At 53.0% G+C, this 26,130-nt stretch carries 22 protein-coding genes and 1 riboswitch; of the genes, 13 read left to right on the top strand and 9 right to left on the bottom strand.

The features are described from left to right. The first annotated feature begins 66 nt into the window (after nucleotides 1-66). The 6 genes from LZ463_RS00710 (at nucleotide 67) to LZ463_RS00685 (ending at nucleotide 6,107) form a co-directional block, all read left to right on the top strand. Entirely contained in the window at nucleotides 67-2,049 is a 1,983-nt protein-coding gene (locus LZ463_RS00710; protein WP_241452819.1) for a monovalent cation:proton antiporter family protein, read from the top strand. A 32-nt stretch (nucleotides 2,050-2,081) separates the two neighbouring features. Continuing rightward, nucleotides 2,082-2,624 (top strand): adenine phosphoribosyltransferase, encoded by a 543-nt coding sequence (locus tag LZ463_RS00705; RefSeq protein WP_241452817.1) that lies wholly within the window; start codon nucleotides 2,082-2,084, stop codon nucleotides 2,622-2,624. 148 nt (nucleotides 2,625-2,772) lie between these two features. Then, nucleotides 2,773-2,847, top strand: a riboswitch (S-adenosyl-L-homocysteine riboswitch). A 25-nt stretch (nucleotides 2,848-2,872) separates the two neighbouring features. Then, nucleotides 2,873-4,294: an adenosylhomocysteinase gene (ahcY, locus tag LZ463_RS00700; protein WP_241452816.1), complete on the top strand. Its 1,422-nt coding sequence runs from the start codon at nucleotides 2,873-2,875 to the stop codon at nucleotides 4,292-4,294. A gap of 105 nt (nucleotides 4,295-4,399) precedes the next feature. Then, complete coding sequence (locus LZ463_RS00695; RefSeq protein ID WP_241452815.1) at nucleotides 4,400-4,759, top strand: phage holin family protein; 360 nt, start codon at nucleotides 4,400-4,402, stop codon at nucleotides 4,757-4,759. After that, nucleotides 4,746-5,573, top strand: a complete 828-nt coding sequence (gene metF, locus LZ463_RS00690; RefSeq protein WP_241452813.1) for a methylenetetrahydrofolate reductase [NAD(P)H] — start codon at nucleotides 4,746-4,748, stop codon at nucleotides 5,571-5,573. The genes LZ463_RS00695 and metF overlap by 14 nt, the downstream gene beginning before the upstream one ends. A 69-nt stretch (nucleotides 5,574-5,642) precedes the next feature. Beyond that, a complete protein-coding gene (locus tag LZ463_RS00685; RefSeq protein WP_241452809.1) occupies nucleotides 5,643-6,107 on the top strand; it encodes a DUF3592 domain-containing protein in 465 nt (154 codons plus the stop codon). On the opposite strand, the gene LZ463_RS00680 is transcribed toward LZ463_RS00685, so the two are convergent. After that, a complete protein-coding gene (locus tag LZ463_RS00680; protein WP_241452807.1) occupies nucleotides 6,104-7,006 on the bottom strand; it encodes an AEC family transporter in 903 nt (300 codons plus the stop codon). The two genes, LZ463_RS00685 and LZ463_RS00680, sit on opposite strands and share 4 nt — an antisense overlap. Nucleotides 7,007-7,284: 278 nt before the next feature. Between LZ463_RS00680 and LZ463_RS00675 the strand changes: the two genes are divergently transcribed. Continuing rightward, on the top strand, nucleotides 7,285-8,067 hold the full coding sequence (locus tag LZ463_RS00675) for an oxygen-binding di-iron domain-containing protein (RefSeq protein WP_241452805.1): 783 nt from the start codon (nucleotides 7,285-7,287) through the stop codon (nucleotides 8,065-8,067). 87 nt (nucleotides 8,068-8,154) lie between these two features. Here the strand turns inward: LZ463_RS00675 and LZ463_RS00670 are convergent, their stop codons facing one another. Next, on the bottom strand, nucleotides 8,155-8,634 hold the full coding sequence (locus tag LZ463_RS00670) for an Lrp/AsnC family transcriptional regulator (RefSeq protein WP_241452802.1): 480 nt from the start codon (nucleotides 8,632-8,634) through the stop codon (nucleotides 8,155-8,157). 180 nt (nucleotides 8,635-8,814) lie between these two features. On the opposite strand from LZ463_RS00670, the gene metC reads away from it, so the two are divergent. Next, nucleotides 8,815-10,041, top strand: coding sequence for a cystathionine beta-lyase (gene metC / locus LZ463_RS00665; protein WP_241452801.1), 1,227 nt, complete (start codon nucleotides 8,815-8,817; stop codon nucleotides 10,039-10,041). 45 nt (nucleotides 10,042-10,086) lie between these two features. Here the strand turns inward: metC and LZ463_RS00660 are convergent, their stop codons facing one another. The 4 genes from LZ463_RS00660 to LZ463_RS00645 form a co-directional block, all read right to left on the bottom strand. Then, nucleotides 10,087-10,590 (bottom strand): GIY-YIG nuclease family protein, encoded by a 504-nt coding sequence (locus tag LZ463_RS00660; protein ID WP_241452800.1) that lies wholly within the window; start codon nucleotides 10,588-10,590, stop codon nucleotides 10,087-10,089. Between the two features lie 400 nt (nucleotides 10,591-10,990). Next, nucleotides 10,991-13,258, bottom strand: coding sequence for a penicillin-binding protein 1A (locus tag LZ463_RS00655; RefSeq protein WP_241452798.1), 2,268 nt, complete (start codon nucleotides 13,256-13,258; stop codon nucleotides 10,991-10,993). 8 nt (nucleotides 13,259-13,266) lie between these two features. Further along, a complete protein-coding gene (locus tag LZ463_RS00650; RefSeq protein ID WP_489686077.1) occupies nucleotides 13,267-15,036 on the bottom strand; it encodes an ABC transporter ATP-binding protein in 1,770 nt (589 codons plus the stop codon). Continuing rightward, the gene (locus tag LZ463_RS00645) at nucleotides 15,026-16,777 is read right to left on the bottom strand and encodes an ABC transporter ATP-binding protein (RefSeq protein ID WP_241452796.1); all 1,752 of its coding nucleotides are present in this window, start codon (nucleotides 16,775-16,777) and stop codon (nucleotides 15,026-15,028) included. Before LZ463_RS00645 ends, LZ463_RS00650 begins: the two co-directional genes overlap by 11 nt. A 126-nt stretch (nucleotides 16,778-16,903) precedes the next feature. On the opposite strand from LZ463_RS00645, the gene LZ463_RS29185 reads away from it, so the two are divergent. From LZ463_RS29185 to LZ463_RS00630, 3 genes are all read left to right on the top strand, one after another. Further along, complete coding sequence (locus LZ463_RS29185) at nucleotides 16,904-19,132, top strand: ATP-binding SpoIIE family protein phosphatase (RefSeq protein ID WP_241452792.1); 2,229 nt, start codon at nucleotides 16,904-16,906, stop codon at nucleotides 19,130-19,132. Nucleotides 19,133-19,155: 23 nt separating this feature from the next. Further along, the gene (locus LZ463_RS00635; protein ID WP_241452787.1) at nucleotides 19,156-19,524 is read left to right on the top strand and encodes an STAS domain-containing protein; all 369 of its coding nucleotides are present in this window, start codon (nucleotides 19,156-19,158) and stop codon (nucleotides 19,522-19,524) included. Between the two features lie 314 nt (nucleotides 19,525-19,838). Then, a complete protein-coding gene (locus LZ463_RS00630; protein WP_241452786.1) occupies nucleotides 19,839-20,726 on the top strand; it encodes an amino acid ABC transporter substrate-binding protein in 888 nt (295 codons plus the stop codon). 106 nt (nucleotides 20,727-20,832) lie between these two features. On the opposite strand, the gene LZ463_RS00625 is transcribed toward LZ463_RS00630, so the two are convergent. From LZ463_RS00625 to LZ463_RS00615, 3 genes are all read right to left on the bottom strand, one after another. Further along, complete coding sequence (locus LZ463_RS00625) at nucleotides 20,833-23,076, bottom strand: prolyl oligopeptidase family serine peptidase (protein ID WP_241452785.1); 2,244 nt, start codon at nucleotides 23,074-23,076, stop codon at nucleotides 20,833-20,835. Nucleotides 23,077-23,289: 213 nt separating this feature from the next. Beyond that, on the bottom strand, nucleotides 23,290-24,045 hold the full coding sequence (locus LZ463_RS00620) for an anti-sigma factor family protein (protein WP_241452777.1): 756 nt from the start codon (nucleotides 24,043-24,045) through the stop codon (nucleotides 23,290-23,292). Beyond that, entirely contained in the window at nucleotides 24,032-24,610 is a 579-nt protein-coding gene (locus LZ463_RS00615) for a sigma-70 family RNA polymerase sigma factor (RefSeq protein WP_241452776.1), read from the bottom strand. Before LZ463_RS00615 ends, LZ463_RS00620 begins: the two co-directional genes overlap by 14 nt. A gap of 194 nt (nucleotides 24,611-24,804) precedes the next feature. Between LZ463_RS00615 and LZ463_RS00610 the strand changes: the two genes are divergently transcribed. After that, on the top strand, nucleotides 24,805-25,182 hold the full coding sequence (locus LZ463_RS00610) for a c-type cytochrome (RefSeq protein WP_241452771.1): 378 nt from the start codon (nucleotides 24,805-24,807) through the stop codon (nucleotides 25,180-25,182). A gap of 76 nt (nucleotides 25,183-25,258) precedes the next feature. Continuing rightward, complete coding sequence (locus LZ463_RS00605; protein WP_241454259.1) at nucleotides 25,259-26,128, top strand: metallophosphoesterase family protein; 870 nt, start codon at nucleotides 25,259-25,261, stop codon at nucleotides 26,126-26,128. Nucleotides 26,129-26,130: the final 2 nt, after the last annotated feature.

Genomic DNA, 26,130 nt, shown 5'->3' with positions numbered 1-26,130 from the left:
AACGTAGTGAATATTGTTTGCTTCAAAGCAGGATAAAAACACGATAAATCGGCAATAATAGGAGTCATGACAGGACTTGACATTACATTATCGTTATTGGCCGCTGCCGTATTGGGCGTGGTTGCCTTCCGCATGCTGCAGTTGCCGCCCATGCTCGGTTATCTGGTCGTTGGCATACTTATTGGTCCGTATGGCATGGGTGTGGCCGAAGAAAGTGCTGTTACGCATGAACTGGCTGAGTTTGGCGTCGTTTTTTTGATGTTTTCGATAGGGCTGGAGTTTTCGCTGTCAAAACTGATGGCCATGCGCAAGGCCGTGTTTGGAATGGGGATGGCCCAGGTGCTGGTCACTATCCTGACTGCCATGCTGTTTGGCTGGGGTGCCAGCAAGTTGTTGCCACAATATTTCCAGATCAGTCTGGCTGCATCGTTTGCCCTGGGTGGCGCGCTGGCGATGTCGTCGACCGCCATCGTTTCAAAAATGTTGACAGAGCGATTGGAACTGGAAAGCCTGCATGGCCGGCAGATCATCAGTGTGCTGCTGTTCCAGGACCTGGCGGTGGTGCCGCTGCTGATCCTGGTACCGGCGCTGGCGTCCAATTCTGGTGATATCGTACAGACCCTGGCCTGGGCCAGTGGCAAGGCAGTGCTGGTACTGGTTCTGTTGCTGGTGGTCGGGCAAAAGATCATGCGCGCCTGGTTCCACATCGTGGTCAGGCGCCGTTCGCAAGAATTGTTCATGTTGAACCTCCTGCTGGTGACCCTGGGGGCCGCCTGGCTGACCGAGAAAGCCGGGCTGTCCATGGCGCTGGGGGCATTTGTCGCTGGCATGCTCATTTCAGAAACCGAATATCGCCACCAGGTGGAAGAAGATATCAAACCGTTCCGTGATGTCTTGCTTGGCCTGTTCTTCATCACCATCGGCATGTTGCTCAACGTGCGTCTGGTGCTTGATCATTTCTGGATGGTCTTGCTGCTGCTGACGGGGCCGGTCCTGCTGAAGCTGGTCCTGATTGCTGCTCTGGCCAAGGCTTTCGGCAATTCCACCAGCGTGGCCTTGCGGACCGGCCTGGGGCTGGCGCAAGCCGGTGAATTCGGCTTTGTTTTGCTGAACCAGGCAGGCGGGCTGCAAATGCTGGACCCTTTGCTGGTGCAATTGATCCTGGCATCGATGGTGATTTCCATGCTGATTTCGCCTTTTATCCTGGCAAAGTCGGATGTCATCGTCATGAAGTTCTCTGCCAATGAATGGATGATGCAGTCGCTGGCACTGACGCAGATTGCTGCCCGCACCATGTCCACCAAAAAGCATGTGATCATTGCAGGCTTTGGCCGTAGCGGCCAGAGCCTGGCGCGCATCCTGGCTGAAGAAAACATTGACTATCATGCACTGGACCTGGACCCGGACCGCGTCAGGGAAGCGCAGACTGCCGGCGCCAATGTGTCGTATGGCGATGCCGCCCGGCGCGAAAGCTTGCTGGCTGCCGGTATCAACCGTGCCGCTGCTCTGGTGGTGACCTATACCAGCACCGCCTCTGCCCTGAAAGTCTTGCATTTCGTTAATGAGATGAATCCCAGCCTGCCGGTGATTGTACGCAGCCATGATGATGTCGACCTGGAAAAACTGCGGGCCGCTGGCGCCACCGAAGTCGTGCCTGAACTGATGGAAGGCAGCCTGATGCTGGCTTCGCATGCCCTGGTGATGCTGGGAATACCATTACGTCGAGTGGTGCACCGGGTGCAAATGGCCAGGGATGCACGCTATGAATCACTGCGTGGTTTCTTTCACGGCGCCAGCGATGCTGCTGACAGTCCCGAGAATATGCAGATACGGCTGCATACTATCGTCCTGACTGAACGTGCCAAGGGCCTCGGGCAGCATCTGGCAGACTTGAAATTTGCCGAAATTGAAGTTGATGTCCATGCCGTCAGGCGTGGCAAGCAGAGGCTGGACCATCAGGATGACATCATTTTGCAGGATGGTGATGTGGTTGTGGTCAGAGGAACTTCCGAAGCAGTCGCAAGAGCAGAGCAGCGGCTGTTAAAATAGCGGGTTATTTTAAAATTTGAGGGACATGCCAGATGATTAATCCGGCCGAATACATTAAGCAACATATCCGTACTGTGGAAAACTGGCCGCAAGCCGGTGTCATGTTTCGTGACATCACCCCCTTGTTGCAAAATCCTAAAGTATTCCGTGTATTGATCGATATGTTTGTGCACCGTTACATGGATGAAAAGATCGATGTGGTGGCTGGCCTGGACGCACGCGGCTTCATCATCGGCTCTGTACTGGCCTATGAACTGAATCTCGGTTTCGTGCCGATCCGCAAGAAAGGCAAGCTGCCCTTCCATACCGTATCGGAGCAATACGAGCTTGAATACGGCAGCGCGACCGTGGAATTGCACTCGGACGCCTGCAAAACAGGTGACCGCGTCGTCCTCATCGACGACCTGATTGCAACCGGCGGCACCATGATGGCAGGCAAGAAATTGCTGGAACGCCTGGGCGCGACAGTCGTCGAAGGTGCTGTCATTGTTGACCTGCCGGAACTTGGCGGTTCAAAAATTATTCGCGACAGCGGCATGCCCTTGTTTACTGTATGCAATTTTGAAGGGCATTAGTATTCGTTACAAACGGAGTGTTGCCGGATGTTATAGATGGGGCCTGCTGGCCCCGTTTTTATTTCTTTAAGGTTATTAGCCAGTCGCTGATATCCTTTGCAAAAACAAGAAATCAGCAAAAAAATCCCGAGCTGCGCTATACTTCAAGTCTTCCAAGGAGCGTTGCGACGAAAACTACAAGTTTTTGCCAGGCTTGGGATATCCATAACCGCGCTCACGTTACTTTTTTCATCAGAAAGGAGGGCGTGATGAACGCCGTCGTAGAAAACACTTCAAATACTCAAGATTTCTTTGTTGCTGACCTGAGTCTGGCTGACTGGGGCCGCAAGGAAATCCGCATTGCAGAAACAGAAATGCCCGGCCTGATGGCTATACGTGAAGAATTCGCTGCATCCCAGCCTTTGAAGGGCGCACGTATCACCGGTTCCCTGCACATGACTATCCAGACTGCCGTGCTGATCGAAACTTTGCTGGCCCTCGGTGCTGAAGTACGCTGGGCATCTTGCAATATTTACTCTACACAGGATCACGCAGCCGCAGCGATTGCGGCTGGCGGCACACCGGTATTTGCCTTCAAGGGTGAAAACCTGGACGAATACTGGGACTTCACTCACCGTATTTTCGAATGGAAAGACGGAGGTTATTCCAACATGATTCTCGATGACGGCGGCGATGCAACCTTGCTGCTGCATCTGGGTACACGCGCAGAGTCAGATATTTCCGTGCTGGCCAACCCTGGTTCAGAAGAAGAAGTCTGTCTGTTCAATGCAATCAAGAAACATCTGGCTGTTGATGGCACCTGGTATTCCAAACGTCTGGCGCAAATCAAGGGTGTGACAGAAGAAACGACGACCGGTGTACATCGCCTGTACCAGATGCACAAAGACGGCAAGCTGGCATTCCCGGCCATCAACGTCAATGATTCCGTCACCAAATCCAAGTTCGACAACCTGTATGGCTGCCGCGAATCCCTGGTCGATGGCATCAAACGTGCTACTGACGTCATGATCGCTGGCAAGGTTGCCGTTATCGCTGGTTACGGTGATGTAGGCAAGGGCTCTGCGCAAGCCATGCGTGCTTTGTCTGCTCAGGTATGGGTCACGGAAATCGATCCTATTTGCGCGTTGCAGGCTGCGATGGAAGGCTACCGCGTCGTGACCATGGAATATGCTGCTGAACATGGCGACATTTTCGTGACAACCACAGGTAACTACCACGTCATCAGTCATGCTCACATGCTGAAGATGAAAGACCAGGCCATCGTTTGCAACATCGGTCACTTTGATAATGAAATCGACGTCGCTGCATTGAAGCAATACACCTGGGAAAACATCAAACCACAAGTTGACCACGTGATTTTCCCTGACGGCAAACGCATCATCCTGCTGGCAGAAGGCCGCCTGGTGAACCTGGGGTGCGGTACTGGCCACCCATCCTATGTCATGAGTTCTTCTTTCGCCAACCAGACGATTGCGCAAATCGAATTGTTTGCCAACACGGCGCAATATCCAGTAGGTGTATATACCCTGCCTAAACACCTGGATGAAAAAGTCGCCCGTCTGCAATTGAAAAAACTCAATGCACAACTGAGCGTACTGACAGATGAACAGGCCAGCTATATCGGCGTGAAAAAAGAAGGCCCTTACAAGCCTGATCACTATCGTTATTAATCACCTTTGCTGCTTGTCCGGGTTTGCCAAAGGCAGGCCCGGATAAGCAGGCAATGAGGTTGCATCCGGCTTGATGCAGCTCACCATCTACAGACAGGAGCATGTATGCGTTTACTGGCAACCTGGTTGATCAATGCGCTGGCTTTGCTGGCGATCCCTTATCTGATTTCATCGGTACAAATCGACAGCTTTGGTACTGCGCTGGTGGTGGCCGTTGTGCTGGGCCTGGTCAATACCATTATCCGCCCCATCGTATTGATACTCACATTGCCAGCAACGGTACTGAGCCTGGGCCTGTTCATTTTTATTGTCAATGGGCTGATGTTTTGGGGTGTGGCAAACATGGTGGACGGTTTTCATGTCACCGGCTTTTGGGCGGCTGTTGGCGGAGCTTTGTTATACAGCGTGATTTCCTGGGCACTTTCAACGTTATTGTTGCAGCAGAAAAAAGATGAAGACGCATAATTTCAGTATAGAATTTTTCCCGCCCAAGACGGCGGAAGGTATAGAGAAGTTGCGCGCCACGCGCGCCAAACTGGCTGAGCTCAAGCCCAAGTATTTTTCTGTCACCTTCGGTGCCGGCGGCACCACCCAGCAGGGTACGCTTGATACCGTGATGGAAATACGTCGCGAAGGCCATGACGCTGCACCACACCTGTCCTGCGTGGGCGGTACGCGTGAATCCATCCGCGCAATCCTGAACGAATTCAAGGTTAATGACATTCACCGCCTGGTCGCATTGCGCGGTGACTTGCCCAGCGGTTACGGTATGGGTGGCGAGTTCCGTTATGCCAATGAACTGATCGAATTCATCCGTGCAGAAACCGGTGACTGGTTCCATATCGAAGTGGCTGCCTATCCCGAAATGCATCCCCAGGCGCGTTCGCCACAAGATGATTTGAACAGTTTTGTACGCAAAATGAATGCAGGCGCCAATGCTGCCATCACCCAGTATTTTTATAATGCCGATGCCTACTTCCGCTTTGTTGAAGAAGCGCGTAAGGCTGGTGTGACAGCACCTATCGTGGCGGGCATTATGCCCATCACCAACAGCACGCAATTGCAGCGGTTCTCCGAGATGTGCGGTGCCGAGATACCACGCTGGATACGTCTCAAGCTGGCCAGTTATGGTGATGATACCGCATCCATCAAGGCCTTTGGTCTGGACGTGGTGACCGCCATGTGCGAACGCCTGCTGGCTGGTGGCGCGCCCGGCCTGCATTTCTATTCGCTGAACCAGGCGGCAGCAACAACAGCAATCTGGCAAAGACTGGTTTAATATAGATCGTTGTTCATCTCTCAATAATCCCCGTCAGAGATGATCTGGCGGGGATTTTTTTAAGCCAGAATGATGATTTCAGCCGGAATTATTTTCACTCTTGTGTTCTTGCTCCTGGCCGGGGCGGTCACGGTCTGGTCAGTCCTTGAATTATTCAGGGCGCGTCAAAGCCTGCACTGGCCTGCCGTGCAGGCAAAGGTTCGTCTATGCAAATTGCAAAGATACTGGCGTCCGGGGACGGGGTATAAAGATACAGCTGGACAAGAATGGAGTTTCCAGATGCTGTATGACTACAGCGTCCATGGCCAGGCTTATCAGGGTTATCGTCCATTTTTTGGCATTGGACCGAACAAGCGGGTCGCCAGGAATATTGTTGCCAGATATCCTCAGGGCAGTATGGTTGTCATTGCCTATCACCCAGACAAACCTGGTCTGAGTGTGCTGATACCCGGCGTGAACCGTTATGCCTGGCTTGCCCTGCTGACAGGACCAATAATGCTGATACCGGCTTATATTGCCTGGCGTTTTTTCTAGCGCAAACCCAGCCACAAACCCAGCGGTACAAACAGCACTGCTGCTGCATTACCGAGCAAAACGATAGATGCCACCTTGTCAGGCTCCTGCTTGTATTGCTCTGCCACCATGAAGCAAAACACGGCAGGTGGCAGCGCAGCAAACAGATACATCTGGCCGCGCTGGGTTGGCGTTAGCGGCAAGACAAATTCCAGTATTCCAGCCATCAGCAAACCTGCCAGCGGGCAGACGATGGCGCCCGCCATGCCTATGCGCCAGCTGGCGAAATTGATATCGAGCATGCGCACGCCCAGCGCAAACAGCATGATCGGTATGCAGGCATCACCAGTCATCTTCAGTGCCAGGAACAGGGTACTCTGCAGGGGGATATGAAAGATTGCAAAGATCATGCCGGCCGCCATGGCCAACATCATGGGGCTGAGCAAAAAACGCCACGGCGAATCACGATGGTCAGGATGACCATGCTGGATGATACGTATGCCTACCGTGAAATACACCAGGTTGCAGGCCATAAACAGCGCAACGGCGGCAGACAGACCGCTGGTGCCAAAGGCCAGTGCTGCCAGCGGTAAACCCATATTGCCGCAATTGTTGTACATCATCGGCGGCACAAAGCTGCGTACGTCGTAACCAAGCAGACGCGCCACCGGCCAGGCCAGCAGGCCTGAACCCAGTGCGATCAATAATCCGGCCAGTATCAGCCACAGATTGCGGGCGACATCAAAATCCTTGCCGGCCAGGGCGGTAAAGATCAGCAGGGGGCACAGCACATCCATGCTGATGCGGTTGACGGCTACCATGTCGCTGGCTGCCGCCGCGCCCTTGCGCCTGGCATAGGCATAGCCCAGGCCGATAATGATGAAGACCGGGAGGATAATGGAAAGTATGCGTTCAATCATGCGTATAAGTTGCTGTACGGCCTGTCACCAGGTGAGAGTCTTCACGGAGCCCTGCAACGGATATCTGACCATATCAGGTCGCTGACAGGTGCGGGGCAGACCAAGTGCCCCAGTGTAATGGTTTTACCCTTTGCCTGCAGCGTTCAGTCCTTCAGGTGACAAGATTTCATCGGTCCTGTTTTTTTAACCCTGCTCCTGACTTATTTGATCCAGGTCAAGAAGTCTATTGCCAGCCTGACTAGAATGAGCTCTTAAACTCATGGGCATGCGGGGATTACGTGGCAATAGAACTTTATAATGATGGTACGCACATCTGCGTGATGTTCAACGATTTACTGGATGACACGGCCGACCATGCCGTTCAGGCCAACCAGTTTCTCATCGTGTCTGAAGGTGAGGGAGCGCTGATTGACCCTTCAGGTAACCTGACCTATAACTCCTTGCTCCTGGCCTTGCACAAGTATCTGCCCAAAAAAGAATTGAAATACCTGTTTGCCTCGCACCAGGATCCGGACATCATCGGTGCGCTCGACAAATGGCTGATGGGGACAGACTGCAATCTGTATGTGTCCAAACTGTGGTCACGCTTTGTCCCGCATTTTTGCAACCTGAACCGCGCAGAAGGGCGTATTACCGGTATACCCGATGAAGGCATGCCAGTGCGTTTGCGCGATACCATCATCCATGCCGTGCCTGCGCATTTCCTGCATGCAGAAGGTAATTTCCAGTTCTACGACAGCAAATCAAAAATCCTGTTCTCCGGCGACGTCGGCGCGTCCATGGTGGATGCGCATGACATAGAAGCGCCGATCACGACAAAACAAGAATTTTTTGACCACATCCATACCATGAGCGGCTTTCACAAACGCTATATGGTATCCAACAAGGTCTGCCGTCTGTGGGCGAATATGGTCAGGGAGATGGATGTCGATATGCTGGTACCCCAGCATGGGCGCTACTTTCAGGGAAGGGAGGCGATTATGGCATTTCTGGACTGGATTGCGAATCTGCAGTGTGGAATAGATTTGTTTACGCAGGAGCATTACCGTTTCCGAGGGTAAGCAGAAAACCCATCCTGTCATCCTTTACAGGAGCGGCTTTAGCCGCGAATGCGCGTACGGCAGGATGCTCTTAGTCGCTACAGTCTATTAGGTTTTGCCGCTTTTCAGCACTGCATAATTCAGTGGCAGGGCAGTAGTGTTCTTGATAACTTCCATGACGAAGCTGGAGCTGACGTCCTGCAAGTCTGCCACTTTGACCAGTTTTTTATATACCTGATCAAAGCCTGCCATGTCCGGTACATAAACCTTCAACAGGTAGTCGATGTCTCCGCTCATGCGCAGGATTTCGACGATCTCTGGTATTGCGCCGACACCTGCAATAAAGCGTTGCATCCACTTCTCATTATGCTGGGCTGCCTTCAAGGTCACCATCACGGTCAGGCCCAGGTTGAGCTTGACCGGGTCGCACAGGGTGACCTGCTGTTTGATGACGCCATCTTCTTGCAGTTTCTGTATGCGCCGCCAGCACGGGGTCACGGACAGGTGTACTGCCTGGGCCAGGTCAGCCAGCGGGATGGATGAATCTTTCTGCAATAAATTCAGTATTTCTAGATCAATTTTATCCATTATCTTTAATTAGTAGTAAATTTTTCTAAAAATAGCACAATTAGTTGAATAAATTGGTAAAAATTTCTTACGAGCCATTGTTAGCATGTGTTCTGTAGTATCCCCGTCGTAAAAATGGTCTGCCTGACTATGCCAGGATGGGGATAAAGATCAGCACATTCAGCAGAAACGGAAACAGCCATGAACCTCGTCGAACCACAATTGCAAACCGCCACCCGCCTGACTCATGCCGGCCGCAAGAGCAAGGAACAGGCCGCCGTGGTGAATCCACCCATCGTACGGGCCTCGACCATGCTGTTTCCTGATGTCGCCGCATTAAAAAATGCCTGCGGCACCCGCCGTGCCTATGGCCGTCATGGCAATGAAACGACGCTGGCGCTGGAGCAGGCCTTGTGCGCCGCTGAAGGTGCAGCCGCCTGCATGCTGACGCCATCAGGCTTGTCGGCAGTGACCACGACCCTGCTGGCCCTGTTGCAGCCAGGCGATCATCTGCTGATGGTTGATACCGTGTATGACCCTACACGTCTGTTTTGCGAGGGTTTTCTCAGACAGATCGGCGTCACTACGACATATTACGATCCATTAATAGGTCGGGGTATCGCCGACATCATGCAAACCAATACCAAGGTGGTGTTTGTTGAATCCCCTGGCTCACTGACGTTTGAAGTGCAGGACATTCCCGAGATTGCCGCTGCTGCACATGCGCGTGGTGCTGTGGTGGTATCTGATTCCACCTGGGCTACACCGATAGGCTGGGATTCTTTTGATCTGGGTATTGATGTGTCCATTCATGCAGCAACCAAATACATCGTTGGTCATTCAGATGCCTTGATGGGGGCGATCCTGACCACAGAAGCCTTACACCAGCGCGTGCGCAAGACCTATGCTCAACTTGGCCTGACCATAGGTTCTGATGATGCAGCGCTGGCACTGCGCGGCTTGCGTACCCTGGCGTCTCGCCTGGCGACCCACCGTGACAGTGCTTATGCTGTTGCCCGCTGGTTGCAGGACCAGCCTGAAGTGGCCGAGGTTTTATATCCCCCGCTGCCTGGCAGCGCCGGCCATGCATTATGGAGGCGTGACTTCAAGCCCGAATATGCCTGCGGTCTGATGGGAGCCGTGTTCCGTGCAGATATCACCGAGCAGCAAGTGGCAGCACTGATAGACAGAACACGCCTGTTTGGCATCGGTTTTAGCTGGGGTGGCTTTGAAAGCCTGATATTGCCGACTTGTCCCGCATCGTACCGTAGCGTCAATGCGGACAAATGGACTGCACCGATGTTGCGCCTGCATGTTGGCCTCGAAGCGGTCGAGGATTTGCTGGACGATCTTGAGCAGGGCTTTATGGCCATGCGCAAGAATCAGGACCTTGCACGCGATCGTAATTATCTGAAGGCAGTAATCTGATCAAGTAAATAAGTCAGTAAATAAGCAAGCAAGGTAAGCAAGAACCTAGCTTGCTACCCAGTTCAAGGCTTTACGAAATAGGCCTGGTGGTGGCGGACTGAATGTTTCAGCATGGCTGACTTCTGGTTCGTCAGGTATCAGGTGGCGCATCATGCTCAGGGTCTGCTGTTGCTGGATGATGCCCTGGCGGTTGATGAGGGCGATGATGTTGGCGATTTTCTCTGCTGCATTGTCGAGATCCAGGTTATAGAAATCCTGGTTACGTTTGCCGCAGCGATGTTGTTGAAACAGTTTAAGGATTTCGTCCAGGGCACGGCCGCAATCCTTGGTATGCAGTTCGAATACGCATTCGTAGCTGCCCGGTATGGTTTGTTGCTGGTCACGGTTGAGTTCCATGGCCTTGGAGACGCCAGAACGGCGGGTTGCACCGATCTTGTATAAACCCTGGCGCAAGCCATCGTTTTGCAGGATGTAGATAGTGCCGGGTGTCCCGTGCATGAATTGCGGTTCGCGTGGCAGGCTTCTTTGCGTACTGTAGGAAGTAGTCATCTCTTGACCCGACATGTTTGTAAAGGGATGCAAAGCAGTCTACAAAATGTGGGTCAGGTTTCAGACGCGGAATAAACAGGTGCTTTGCACTCTGTTCACCGGATTAAATGTTGCATCAGGATATTTTTGTCCGGCAAAGCAGTAACTGAAAGAATTACCACCATCCTGCCCCTTCACCGGTAAAGGATTTTGGCCCGCATCACGCGGGCTTTTTTTTGCCCTGACACTTTGCAGGTTTTACAGTTAGCCGTATGGGCAAGGGCAGGCGCTTTGTTGTCATCATGATGTCATTTGCAAGCACTACCATGCGGCAATCCTGAAGTGTTTTACCTCCAAAGGTCGGGATATTCGCCCGCAGAGAGATTTGCGGGCTTTTTTATTCGCCTTCCTAGACAGGTTGCTATTGCGCCGGTGGCGCAGTCGCAGGTCCCGTCGCAGCAGCTGGCGTTGCTTCGCCCATGTCCAGCGTTCTGACACCGGCGCCGTTGAGGAATTCATTGAACATCCAGTCGCCTTCGGCATTGCTGATGCCTTCGGGCACGGCACGTACCACTTCCGGCTTGCCGGCCAGCGCGACGCGCATGGTATCTATCCAGATAGGCAGGGCCAGGGTAGAGCCAAATTCGCGGCCGCCCAGCGATTTGGGATCGTCATACCCCATCCAGGAGACAGCGACAATGTTACCGGCATAACCGGCAAACCAGCCGTCAACGGCATCACTCGTGGTGCCGGTCTTGCCTGCCAGGTCACGCCTGCCCAGCTTTGCGGTGGCGCTGGCGCCGGTGCCGGTGCGTACCACTTCACGCAGCATGCTGTCGGTGATATAGGCATTGCGGGCGTCGAGTACACGCGTATCTTCCTGGGCGCTGGCCGGCGGTTTGTTTTCAAACAGCAGGTTACCTTTGCCATCCGTTACCTTGCTGATCAGCCACGGGTTGATCGAATAACCGCCATTGGCGAAGACGGCATAGGCCGATACCAGTTGCAAGGGAGTGACCGAGCCGGTGCCCAGCGCCATGGTCAGGTTGGCCTGGTGTTTGTCCTTGTCAAAGCCAAAGCGCGGCAACCAGGCTCTGGCCTGTTCCACACCGATTGCTTTCAAGACCCTGACTGCCACCACGTTCTTGGATTGCGCCAGGGCGGTGCGCAGGCTGACCGGGCCGTCATATTTACCGTCATCATTGCGCGGGTCCCAGCGCAGGTTACTGTCTGTGGTTTCCGACAGTTGCACATCATTGATCAGCGTACCGGGATAAAAGCCTTTTTCCAGCGCCGCAGAATAAATGAAGGGCTTGATGGAAGAACCAGGCTGACGCCAGCCGCTGGTGACATGATTGAATTTTTTGCGGTTGAAATCAAAACCACCCACCATGGCGCGGAAGGAACCGTCATCTGCATTGAGGGCGACAAAGGCGCCTTCAACCTCTGGCATCTGGCTGATGGCCCAGTTCTTTTTGTTGTCCTGTATCACGCGTATCACGGCACCGGCCCGTATTTTTACTCCTGCCTTGGCTTTGTCGCCGAGGGCAGCAGCGGCAAAACGCAGACCTTCACCGCTGATTTCTATGTCTTCACCGGAGCGTAATTCTGCCTTGACCATTTTTGTACTGGTTTGGATGACGACGGCTGATTGCAACCTGTCATTGTCCGGATGTTTGCGCAGGATGTCGTCAATGACTTCATCACGCTCATCTTCATCCTTGGGCAACTCGACAAAGCCTTCCGGGCCGCGGTAGCCGTGGCGCTGGTCATAGGCCATGACATTGCGACGTACCGCTTCATAGGCGGCATCCTGTTCGGCCTTGTTGATGGTGGTGTAGACCTTGATACCCTTGGTGTAGCTATCTTCCTTGTATTGGGCGTAGATGCTCTGGCGCACCATCTCGGCAATGTAGTCGGCATGGGCATCAAACTGCTGGCCCTTGATGACCTTGATTTCTTCTTTCGCGGCAGCCTGCATCTGTGCTTCCGTGATGAAGCCGTTCCTGACCATGTTCTTGAGGACCAGCAACTGTCTTTGCTTGGTTTTTTCAAAATTGACAGCGGGGTTATGCCTGACCGGGTTTTGTGGCACACCGGCCAGCATGGCGGCTTCTGCCAGCGTCAGCTGGTCGAGCGATTTGCCAAAGTAGGTTTTGGCTGCACTGGAAAAACCGTGGCTGCGTTGGCCCAGGAAAATCTGGTTCATGTACAGTTCCAGAATCTGGTCCTTGGTCAGGGCATCTTCTATGCGATAGGTCAGCAGGATTTCTTTCAGTTTGCGCGGCAACGACTTTTCATTGGTCAGGAAAAAATTGCGCGCCACCTGCATGGTGATGGTTGACGCACCCTGATGAAAGCCACCGCGCAAATCTGCCAGGACGGCGCGGGCTGCACTGCGGAAAGAGATGCCGCCATGTTCATAAAAACGTTCATCTTCAATCGAAAGAAGAGCGTTTTTCATGACCGCCGGGATTTGCTTGATCGGGACGAAATCACGATGCTCTTCACCAAACTCGCCGATCAGGGCATTGTCTGCCGTGTAGATGCGCAGCGGGATTTTGGGACGATAGTCGGTAACGGCTTCCAGTGATGGCAGGCCGGGAGCGACCACCAGATACACAAAGGCCAGGCCTGCCAGAAACAGGGTGACGCAGATACTGATGGCGAATGCTATCCACTTCTTCATGGTATTCCTTACTCTTCCAGGGTTTGCAGCAGGTACAGGCGTTGGTAGATGCCTTGTTCCATCTGCATTAATTCTTGATGACTACCTTGCTCAGCCAGTTTGCCGTGATTGAGTACGATGATGCGATCAGCATCACGGATGGTCGACAGCCTGTGGGCAATTGCAATGATGCTGACCTGGCCACGTAATTCTGTCAGCGCCAGTTGCACCACCTGTTCGGTTTCGCTGTCGATATGTGAGGTGGCCTCGTCCAGGAACAGGATGCGCGGCTTGCCGGCCAGGGCGCGGGCAATCGCCAGTAATTGCTTTTGCCCGGTTGACAGGCGGGCGCCGCCTTCACCCAGCGGTGTGTCGTAACCGTGCTCCAGTTGCAGGATGAAATCATGGACATGAGCGGCTTTGGCTGCAGCGATGATGTCCGCTTCGGCAATATCGCGTCCCATGGCAATGTTTTCACGTGCATTGGCCGCCAGCAAAAAAGGTTCCTGCGGCACCAGGCCCACCTTGGCGCGGAAGTGCTCATCCGAAAAACTGTTGAGCGGCTGGTCATCAATGCTGATGCGGCCGGATTGGGCAATATAAAAACGCAGCAAGAGGCTGAGCAGGGTAGACTTGCCGCTGCCAGTGTGGCCGACAATGCCATAGAAGCTGCCGGCCGGTATCTCCAGGTTGAAATCTTGCAAGACCGGTCTGGCCGGGTCATAACCGAAACTGACCTGCTCCAGTTTCAGCGCACCTTCAGCTATCCGGGCATCACTGCTGGCCACCGGCGCCTGATGTTCATTGAGCAGGGTATTGACCCTGGCTGCCGAGACGATGGCCTGTTGTATCTGACCAAATTGCAGGGTGATCTGTATCAGCGGCTCGACCACGCGGGCGATGTAGCTGACGAAGGCATACAATATGCCTATCTCAAGGCCGGAAAAATTGCGCTGGCCAAAGCAGAAAATCACGACCACCAGCAAGAGCGAATTCATCAGGTCCAGCGCTGGCCGCAACAGCCAGGAATTGGCGCGCAACTCATCGAGTCTGGCGGCATAATGCTGCTGGTTGGTGCTGGCAAAGCGCTCGCCAAATCTTTGCGTGGCGTTACTGGCCTGCAGGGCGCTCATGCCATTGATGCTTTCTGCCACCTGGGCATTGATCTCGCTGCGCAATTGCCGCGCGCGGGTGACCGCAGGTGCGCTCCAGCGCTGGTAAAACCAGACGATGACGATCACTGCCGGTATCAGCACGGCTACCACCAGCATCAACCGCCACTCCAGCCAGGCCATGGCGGCCAGGGCGCCGATCACGACAATGCTGCTGTCAAGCATGACGAACAGGACTTGCACATACAGGCTCTTGACGGCTTCAGTGTCGTTCGTCACCCGGCTGACCAGTTGTCCGGTGATGGCCTTGTCAAAGAAAGCCATGGGCAAACGCAACACATGTTCATACACTTGTTCACGCAGCCTGCGTACCGAACGCATGGCGACGCCGGCCAGGCGCGTCAGTTGCAGGTAGCGCAGCCAGGTGGCGCCCCAGCCCGTCAGGATGTAGGCAGCCAGCAGGCCGGCCACCATATTCATATCCAATTTGTGCGGCAACAGATAATGGTCGATGAAAGCCTTGCCCAGCAAAGGGCCGGCAGCTTCCAGTCCGGCAGCGATAAACAGAAACAGGACACCGAGCCAGAGGTGACGGTGTTCCGTGCTGGCTGCATGCATGAGCAGACGTATCGCCTGCTTCTTTTCCGATACGGCTGCAGGTTTTTTTGTATTGATATCAGGCTGCATCCAGGCTTGCTTCCAATTGTTGATAACGCCATTGCGTTGCATACCAGCCATTCAGGTCAAGCAGGGCCTGATGACGACCTTGCTCTACGATTCTCCCTTCGCGCAAGACCACGATATGGTCTGCATCGACGACGGCGCTCAGGCGGTGACTGACGATGACGGCACTGCGTTCAGGGTATTCCTGGCGCAGTTCTGCCAGGTGCGCGAGTATGCTGGTTTCGGTCTGGGTATCGACGGCAGACAAGGCATCGTCGAGCAGCAATAAGGGGCTGGCAGTCAACAGTGCACGGGCAATGGCGACGCGCTGCTTTTGTCCACCTGACAGTGTGACGCCACGTTCACCAACCAGGGTGTCATAAGCATGCGGGAAACGTCGTATGTCTTCATCCACCGAGGCCAGTTTTGCCGCGCGCTCTATATCGGCACGGCTGGCGTCCGGATTGCCCAGGCTGATATTGTCAGCTATCGACGCTGAAAATAAAAACGGTTCCTGCGCTACCCAGTTGATTGCCTGTCGCAAGGCATGCAGGCGGTATTCTGTCAGCGCATGGCCACCCCAGCTGATACTGCCCTGTGCGGTTTCTATCTGCCTTAACAGCAGGCGGATGATGCTTGACTTGCCTGACCCGGTCGGCCCGACTATGCCCAGGGTTTGCCCTGGAGCGATACGGATATGAATATCTGATAAGGCCGCCCTGGCCTGAGCAGGGTAATGAAAACTGATACCTGTCATGCGCAACTCGCCCTGTGGCATGCTGTGCAGTTCACCATCGTCATTGACGCTGAGCTCCTGTGTCAGTACCGGCTCCAGCCTGGCCCAGGCCGCCTTGCCACGTTCCAGCAGCGACAGTACCCAGCCGGCAGCGAACATCGGCCAGATAAGCTGACCCAGGTACATGGAAAAGCTGGTCAGTGTTCCGATGCTCATCTCACCCTGCCAGACCAGGTAGCCACCTACACTCAAAGTCAGCAAGCCTGCTGCTGTCAATGTCAGGCCGACGGCGGGCTCATATGCCGCTTCCCAGCGTTGCGAGCTGAGGCTGGCGGCGGAAGCCTGTTCAGCCAGTTCGGCAAACTGGGCAGCACTGCGCTGTTCCAGGCCCAGGGCACGCAGGGTACGCACGCCGGCCAGGCTCTCTTGCACGTGTTCATTGAGCTTGCTGAAACGCTCCAATGAGTCGCGTGAAGCATCATGAATCTTGTTGGTGATGTGTTTGAATGCCAGCGCCATGAAAGGGAAAGGCAGCAGCGCCGCCAATGCCAGGCGCCAGTCCACGCCAAGCAACATCATGCCTATGACCAGGGCAAAGGTCGTGCTGCCATCAAAACCGGCCAGCGCCGCTTCGCCAGCGGCCAGTTCTATGGTGTCGGCATCATTGGTGCCCAGCGCCATCAGGTCGCCGGTCCTTTGCTGCTGGAAAAAATCTGCACCCTGCACGCTCAGTCTTTGATACAGGCGGGTGCGCAATTGCATGCCCAGCTTGTAAGAAGCAGCAAATAACTGGGTACGCCAGCCCACCCGTAAAAAATAGATTGCCAGGCCCATGACAGCCAGCCACGACAATTCCTGCAACAAGCCGGTCTGGTCCAGGCGGCCAGCCACCAAGCCATCGATGACACTGCCCACGCGGCGTGGTATCAATACGGTCAGCAGGGCAATGGTAGACAGCATCAGGCCGGCACCGACATACTGGCGCCAGTGCAGGCGGATAAATTGGGCAATCAGCTGGTACAAACTCATATCAGTTTGTGACCATGTGGACGAAAATTGGTTTCATGTGAAAAAAGCAAGTGCCTCAGATGATGGCAAAGGCAGAAATGATACAGTATCCTCAAGTCTCGCTCCTCATTGTATGAATGGCCAATTGTGATAAAGATAAGGTACCTTCAATTTACCAGTATCACCTACCGCCTGGTTTTTGCCTGTGTGATGGCTGCCCTGCTGATATATGGGTTATCTTTTTATCAGATGCGCTCCCTGCTTGAGCAAGTGGTGACAGGCTGGGTCAGGCAGGTTGCCCAGTCAAGGCTGGATGCACAAGCCATGCAGATACGCTTCGCCCTCGGCCAGGTCAGTCACGATGCGCTGGCCCTGGCGCAGTTAGATGGCACGCATATCAATGATCCCGAAGAAATATGGAATGCATTGAGCAGCAGACAATTCATTCGTGAAATTGCGCTACACAGCAAATCACCTGCAGCAGAGCAATGGACAGGTTTGACTGTTTCCATGGACAACGGACAAACCTTGAGCTCCGGAAAGAAAGACGCCGCCCAGGCTTTATTGTCCTTATGTAATAAGAAAGATGAAAGTGCTTATTGGTTAAGTCCGGCCGGACAACACAATCTGGTTTTTTGCAAGCGGCGCCAGGTGGATAAGCTGATCCAGCAGGATGTAGCACTGCTTATCGATTTGCAGACAGTCTTGCTGGACCTGCAAAAAAAACTGTATGTCGTCGATGCCCTGGACCAGGGCTTCATGGGGCGGGCAAGGGTCAGTAATAAACTCAACGGCGATATCCTGCCTGAGGCCACATCAGCCACGGCAGGCAGTCCGCACAACAGAGATATCGTGCTCAGCAGTGATTTGCCCGATCTGCCCCTGGTTCTTGGTTTTGAACTGCCTGCGCAAGAGATGACACATCACCTGCAAAAATATTTCCTGATCATCATCCTGTCCATGGGCAAGGACATGTTGCTCATGTGTATTGCCATTGCCCTGGTGTCAAGGCATACCACAAAAGCCTTGCGCGACCTGAGCAGAAGCACGGAAGAAATTACCCAGGGCAACCTGGATACTGAGCTCGTCAAGATACCGCGCAGCGACGAAGTCGGCCGTCTGTCGCGCTCTTTCCGGCGCATGCGTGACTCATTGAAGCTGCATATCCTGGAACTGCAGGAAGTTACCGCAGCCCGGCAGCGCATGGAAAGTGAACTGGCCATAGCCGCCCAGATACAGCAAGCCATGCTACCCAGTGCCGAAGCAGCGGCGGACCCGCGTTACAGCATGAGTTCTCTGCTGCAACCGGCCAGGGTAGTTGGCGGTGACCTGTATGACTACTTTCATGTGGCAGAGGACCGCATATGCATGGCGATAGGGGATGTGGCGAACAAGGGCATGCCGGCGGCCCTGCTCATGGCGCGTACGCTCAGTCTGATACGTACCCTGGCGCATCAGAGCGGTTCTGCTGGCGCATTGCTGCTGGCCGTCAATCGCGAGCTGGTTGCCAATAACCCTGAGTGCCGTTTTGTCACCATGTTTTTTGCCATCCTCGACTTAAGCACGTGCAAGATGCAATATGCCAGTGCCGGTCACGATGCTCCCCTGTTATTGCGTGATGGTCAGGTCAGCAAACTGACGCTGGAGACCGGGCCTGCACTCGGGCTGGAAGAAGATGCCAGTTTCCCGCAGTTTGAAATAAGCCTGCTTGGCCAGGATATTGTCGTCATGTACACCGATGGCATCACTGAAGCCAGGAACCAGGATAATGAAGAATTCTCAGAAAGCCGATTACAGACTACAATTAGCCAACAGGCACCGGCATTTGCAGCAGACGTTATCCGTATAGTGACACTGGCGCATCAGCAGTTTATTGCGCAAGCCCCGCAGTTTGACGATTTGACACTACTAAGCATGCAATTTCATCCTCAGGCCAAACGAAGAAAACCGGCTTTTGCCGACTGGAAAATCAGTCTCAATGGTCAGCTGCTTGCCTATGATCAGGTCAAGCCCAGCCTGGCGGGCTTGTTGCATGCCCAGCAAGTCAGTGATGAAGTGGTCGATGATCTGCAACTGATTACAGAAGAAGTGCTGGTGAATGTACTCAGGCATGGTGCGACAGACCAGGACCCGGCGTCCATACGGCTGGATGTGCATTTGCAAGAGAAAGAAGTAGTGCTCGACGTGGTCGATAATTCCCATGCCTACAATCCCCTGCAAGGTATCAGCCAGCCCGACCTGGAAACGGATTTTGCCGATCGCCCGGAAGGTGGCCTGGGCCTGTATCTGGTGAATGCCCTGGCTGATCATATCGACTACAACTATGTACAAGGCCATAATAGTCTGCACATACGTAAATTTCTCGTCAAACCCTGAACCTGAACAACAGAGGACAGACAGTGTTAGAAATCTCCATAGATGAAACGCAGTTACCAACGGCAAAACTGGATTTGTCGGGCAGCCTCGATACCAGCACAGCGGCCGACCTCGAACAGTTTTTTGCCAATAGCGTCAGTGAAGAAGTAAAAACCCTGGTTGTGAGCATGGAAGCATTAACCTTTATCTCCAGCGAGGGTTTGCGGGTCCTGGCCAAAATACGCAAGACCATGCGCAATCATGGTGGTGCAACTTATTTTGTTAATCTTAGCCGCCAGGTACAGAAAGTGTTTGAAATCGTCCGCGCAGCACCCCTGAATGAAATTTTTACCAGTACCGCTGAACTCGATGCTTACCTGGCTGATATGCAACGCAAGGTTGTAGAAGACTGACCGCTGACGGCATTTTTGTTTTTTAAGCATATCATTGCGACAGTCTTTTGCCAACTTACTGACTCATGCTTATTAGCTGGATTGAAACCTAGAGGTTTACCTCTCCCGCAATATGGCCAGACCACGATATAATCTGGTACCTCACTGTTAAAACCCCCGCGCTTTTGCAAATAACCGGACCAGATTACCTGGCCCTCTCGTATCACTTATATTCAGGCAAGTTCAGCTCAGGCTGCACCTGAACATCTTTTGCAGCAGCACCCAGCAAAATGCTCAGACAGTTAATGTTGTCATATAGGGCATAAGGAAATCATATGAAATTGCGCATTATTTTTCAGGTTGGCGTATTTGCGTCTGCCGCCGTTCTTGCTCAACTGGCATCAGCTGACACTTTGGAACATATCAAGAAAAACCAGACCATCAATATCGCCTATCGTGAATCAGCTTTGCCATTTTCTTACTTGTCGGATACCAAAGCACCAGTTGGCTACACCATCGATATCTGCAAAAAAATAGTCGACTCCCTCAAGAAGGAGTTGAAGTTGCCACAACTGAAAATCAATTTTATACCAGTGACGGCAGATAACCGCATACAGGCCATGACATCGGGCCAGGCTGACATGGAATGTGGTTCAACCAGTAATACTGCCGACCGCAGAAAGGTCGTTGACTTCACGATACCGCATTTCTTTTCTACTTTGCGCATGATGGTCAATAGCAGTTCAAGTATCAAGAACTGGACAGACTTGAAGGGTAAGAAAGTCGTCTTTACCAAAGGCACCTCCACGGATAAATTCATACTGGAGCGTGACAAGGTGCGCGCCCTGAATATGAAGCTGGTCGAAGGCAGGGATCACGGCGATTCTTTCAGCATGCTGGAAACAAATAAGGTAGACGCTTTTGCCCAGGATGAGGCGATCTTGTTTGGTCTGAAAGCCAAGGCCAAAGACCCATCCAGATTCATGATCACTGGTGATCCGCTGGCATCTGAAGCCTATGCCATCATGCTGCCCAAAGGCGATGCCGCATTCAAGAAAATCATTGATGTAGAGATGGCCCGCATGATGGCCGAAGGCGAAATCACCAGGCTGTATGAAAAATGGTTTACCAAACCTATACAACCAAACAACATGAACCTGGCCTGGCCCATGGGGGCCTTGTTGAAGGAAACCATACGCTTTCCTTCTGATAAAGTGAATTGAAGCGCAGAATAAATCGATGAAAAAAAGCCCGGGGGCAGACATATCCCGGGCTTTTTTGCTTTTAAAACACGACCAGCAAATTTGATTCACTGGCCTGTTTGCCTACTTAGTGAACTTGAACAGCGTCATTGTCACGCTTGAGCATATTCCACAGGAAGGTATAAGTGATCGCACTCATGTCGGCACGCTGGGCATTGTTGGCAGCACCACCGTGACCACCTTCGATGTTTTCGTAGTACCAGACATTCTGGTGACCCTGATCCAGCATCTTGGCCGCCATCTTGCGCGCATGTCCGGGGTGCACACGGTCATCACGGGTTGAGGTGATGAACAGGACATTCGGATACTTCACGCCAGCTTTGACGTTCTGGTAAGGCGAATATTTGGAGATGTAGTCCCATTCCGCAGGCACGTCCGGGTTGCCATATTCGCCCATCCACGATGCACCGGCAAGCAACTGGTTGAAACGGCGCATGTCCAGCAATGGCACCTGGCTGACGATGGCATTGAACAGGTCAGGACGCTGGGTCAGGGCAACACCTGCCAGCAAACCTCCGTTACTACCGCCCATGGCGCCCAGATGCTTGTTGCTGGTGACTTTGCTGCTGATCAGGTCTTCTGCTACGGCAGCGAAATCGTCATAGGCGCGCTGACGGTTTTCTTTCAGGGCCAGTTGATGCCAGCGCGGACCAAATTCACCACCACCACGGATGTTGGCAACGACATAGACACCGCCTTTTTCCAGCCAGGATTTGCCCAGGCCGCCAGAGTAGGACGGTGTCATGGAAATCTGGAAACCACCATAGCCATACAGCAGCGTAGGGTTATTGCTGTCGCGCTTCATGTCCTTGCGGCTGATCATGAAATACGGCACCTTGGTGCCATCTTTGGAGGTGGCGAATTTCTGCACGGTCTCATAGGCGGATGCATCGAAGAATGCCGGTGCTGACTTCAGCAATTCGCGCTGATCATTACCGGCATGGGCTAGCATGTAGACACTTGGTGTCAGGTAGTCGGAATAGCTGAGCAGGTAGTCGTCAGAATTTTCGGGATCCATACCGCTGACGCCAACCGCACCCAGGGTAGGCAATTTGACTTCGCGTGATGTCCACTTGCCGCTGTCGAATTTCCATTCTTTCAGATTGCTCTTCACATTGTCCAGCGTTTGCAACAGAAGAAAATTTTTCGTCACGGTGGCGCCAGTATAAGACGTAGTATCGCTGGGTTCAAACAAGGCGGTGAACTGACGGTCACCCTTCATGAAAGCGTCAAAATCGATCGCCAGTACACTGCCGGATGCATAGGTCTTTTCACCGACCTTCCATGCTTCGCGCGGGGTGATAATGGCTTGCTTGTCGAAGAAATACAGATTGCTCTTGGCCGGGATATCAAGCTTGGTCAGCTTGTCGCCTTCACGCAGGAATTGCTCGGAAGTATAAAACGTGACCTGGCGGCTGACCAGTTCACGATGTATGCCCTTGTGGTCGCTCGATTGTGCACCGACGCCCATGTCCGTCTTCTGTCCTTCGAGCAGGGTTTTTGCGTCGGACAGTTTGGTACCGCGCTTCCATTCCTTGACGATGCGGGCATAACCGGAATCGGTCAGGCTGCCGGGACCAAAATCTGTGGCGACAAACAGGCTGTCCTTGTCACGCCAGTCCAGACTCATTTTTGCTTCTGGCAGATTGAAGCCATCTTTGATGAAAGACTTGCTGGCCAGGTCAAATTCACGGGTGACGACCGCGTCTGCGCCGCCGTGTGACAATTCAATCAGGCAACGGTCATAGACGGGTTCACGGCATTGGCTGCCTTTGTAGACCCAGTTCTCGTTTTCTGCCTTTGCCAGCGCGTCGATGTCGAGCACGACTTCCCATTTGGGCTGGGCTTTCTTGTATTCTTCCATGCTGGTTTTACGCCAGACACCGCGCGGGTGCTCTGCATCCATCCAGAAGTTGTAAACAGCGTCGCCCATCTTGCGTATGCCGGGGATGCGGTCCTTGGAGTCAAGAACGACTTGCAGGTCGGCTTTCAGTTTGCCGAAACTCGCATCACTGTCGAGCTTGCCGCGAGTCAGCTTGTTTTGCGCCCTGACCCAGTCCAGGGCTTTTTCACCGGTGACGTCTTCCAGCCACTGGTGCTTGTCTTCAGCCTGCGCCAATGCCAGGCCTGTTGCACTCAGCAGGCATAGTGCGGCGATCAGTTTCAATTGTGGTTTCATCGTTTTCCTTGTTGTCGTACAGGCGGTCTCAGCCTGATTATTTTTGTCGCTGGTCTGGCCACGACCAAAGAGTTGCAGCCAGGTTGATAGACTCAGCGAGTTGGCAAATAGTTCACCATGCCAGCCAAGCATTCTAAATCCAGGCTTTCCGATGGTGCGACGTGTTTTGCCAGCAGCTTCAAAACGAAGTTTTGCGTTTTACAAAAAAACTGCTGCGTACATCAGATTGATGTAATTTCGACTATTTTTCTATGCGCTTATCAGTTGCCAGACTTCATTGTCCGGAAGAGAACTGGCAGGCACCGCAACGCTGACCTCCCTGATGAAGGTGCGCCGCTTTTTGCATTATTTTGCGGCCAGTTGCCAGAGACTGACAAACTGCTTCAGCTCATCACCATTCATGTCCGATACGGCAATGTGGCGCATGCCTGCCTGGTTCCATTGTGCAAGCTGATAGCCGCGTCTGGTGTCAAGCCTGATATCGTTGGGTTTGCCGGTCGCGTCAGGAAATAAATACAGATTCACGATGTGCTTGTGACGCTGATAAGCCATGGCTGCGACAGGGCGCCCGGCCAGATAATCGATCCGTCCACCCAGCAAGGGGTAGCCCTGCACCGACAGGTCGACGACGGCTGGAGAAAAATCGAGCTTGCCGGCATACCAGGGTTTGACCGTATGCTGGTCTGACGAGACCACATCAAGCAGATGTCCGGGAGCCAGTGAGCGAAAATGACTGCTCAACACCTCATCATCAAAGGTCTGTGAAGGAGAAGGCTGCCCCAGGTAGAGTACCAGGGTTGCAGCAAATGCCGCCGCACTTAAGCCTGCCAGTCCCAGATTGATCCATGCCCACGGCCAGTTGCGCAATTTTGACGGGCGTTTTTGTGCCACATTGGCCAGTATCCGCGAGCGCAGACCGGTTGGTGCGGCATAATGGCTGGCATGTGTACGTACATTTACCTGCAAAGCTTCCATTTGCTCCAATGCGGCCATGCAGGCGGTACAGCCGGCGATATGTTCACCAGCTTGCAGGGCCTGCTCTGTATTGAGTTCCTGATCAAGATAGGAAGACATCAATTGCTGAATTTCATGACATTCCATGCTCATCCCCTTGCTGTTCATTTTTTAAGAATCCCAGCAACAACTTTCTTGCCCTTGCCAGCCGTGACATCACCGTGCCTATCGGTATGTTTGTAACTTCGGCGATTTCCTTGTAAGAGAAATCATCCATTTCTTTGAGTATCAATACTTCCCTGAAAACCTGGGGCAATTTCTCCAGCGCGCGATTGATGTTTTTTTTCAGATCACCATCTTCTGCCGCCCTGGCGGGATCTTTGCTGTAGGTATAGTGTGATTCGGCGTTTTCCGTTTCAAGCGCGCCATGTATTTCTTCATCAAAGCCGACATCGGCTGCCATGGCCTTGTCGTCCCGCAGACTGGTGTAATAGGTATTGCGGATGATGGTCATGAGCCACACGCGTGCATCGCCACCGCGATAACTGTCACGAAACCTGAACGCCTTCAGGTAGGCATTTTGCACCAGGTCTTGCGCATCGTGATCATTGCGCGTAAGCCATCGCGCCAGATTATATGCCGAGTCCAGATGTGCCAGTACGAGGTGTTCAAATTCCTTGGCAGTCAGCGCATCTTTCAAAAAAACACCCATTTGTATTGGTCCTTGCTATCAAGACTCAAGATCTGGTGGATTTATTCCCGGGAAAGTATAAAAAAAATGAAAAATATTTCACAGGTTTGCGGAATAAACCAGCCCTGTGACGAGTATTGGCATCTGTGAAGGCATTGTTGCCTGTTGCTGCCTTCATTGCTGACAGAACAGGTTCCCAGCTTAAGGCGTATTACATGAATAGTCGAATACATTTACTGATACTGACAGTTTGCCTGGTAGTGCAGCAGGCGGCACAGGCTGCCGGCGACCCCCAGCTTGGCAGGATACTTTACCAGGCCAGGTGTGCTTCTTGTCATTCTGCACAATTCAATGGTGTGGGCCCTGCCCATGCCGGAGTATTTGGACGCAAAGCAGCCAGTGTCGATGGTTATGTCTATTCCACTGCACTGACTAAAGCGGGCTTTGTCTGGAATGAGAAGTTGCTCGATGCCTGGCTACGCAATCCCGAAAAACTGGTGCCGGGTCAAAAAATGGGTGTCTCGGTTCCGACTGCCCAGGAGCGTGCTGATCTGATTGCCTATTTAAAGACAATCACAAGTACATCTCACTAGCCCAATTCGCGGCTGAATTGTTCCTGGGTACAAGGAAGGGGCAAAACCATTTATTCACGTTAAAGGAAATATCATGATGGACCGCAGAAATTTTTTCAAACTTGCTGCCGTTGGTGGTGGCGTCGTGTTCATGTCTGGCCTGTACAATTCAGTGCAGGCATATACCGGATCTGACTTTTATTTCGTTCAGCTTTCTGACGTGCATTGGGGCTATGCTGGCGACGCCAATCCTGAAGCGAAGAATACCTTGCGCAAGGCGGTCGAGAGTGTCAATGCCCTGCCACTACAGCCTGACTTTATCGTTTTTACCGGTGACTTGACGCACACGACCGATGACCCGGTCGAACGCCGCCGGCGCATGGCAGAATTTAAAGAAATCATAGGTGGCCTGAAAGTCAGAAATATACATTTCTTGCCGGGCGAACATGATGCATCCCTCGATGCCGGTGCCGCATTTAAAGAATATTTTGGCGTGACCAGCTATGCCTTTGACCATAAAGGTGTGCATTTCATTGCTCTTGATAATGTATCCGACTCAGGCGCTCGTCTGGGTGAAAAGCAACTGGCCTGGCTGGAAGCCGATCTGGCAAAACAGGCGAAAGACGCACCCATTGTCGTGCTGACGCACAGGCCCCTGTTTGATCTGGCACCCAAATGGGACTGGGCTACACGTGACGGCGCGCAGGCAATTGCCTTGCTGATGCCCTATACCAATGTCACCGTGTTTTATGGTCACATCCATCAGGAGCATCATCATATGAGTGGCCATATTCCCCATCATGCGGCAAAATCCCTGATTTTCCCCCTGCCTGCGCCCGGTTCGCAAGACAAGCGTACACCTTTGCCATGGAATGCTGATAAACCCTTCCAGGGACTGGGCTTCAGGGAAATTGATGTCGATGGCAAGACATCGAGCATGGTGGAATTTCCCGTAGCAAAGGCATGACA

Origin of the sequence: Undibacterium paludis (assembly GCF_022568815.1) — a bacterium.
GTDB lineage: Bacteria > Pseudomonadota > Gammaproteobacteria > Burkholderiales > Burkholderiaceae_D > Undibacterium.
The sequence above is the reverse complement of the archived record's forward strand: the minus strand, read 5'-3'. Positions and strand labels throughout refer to the sequence as shown.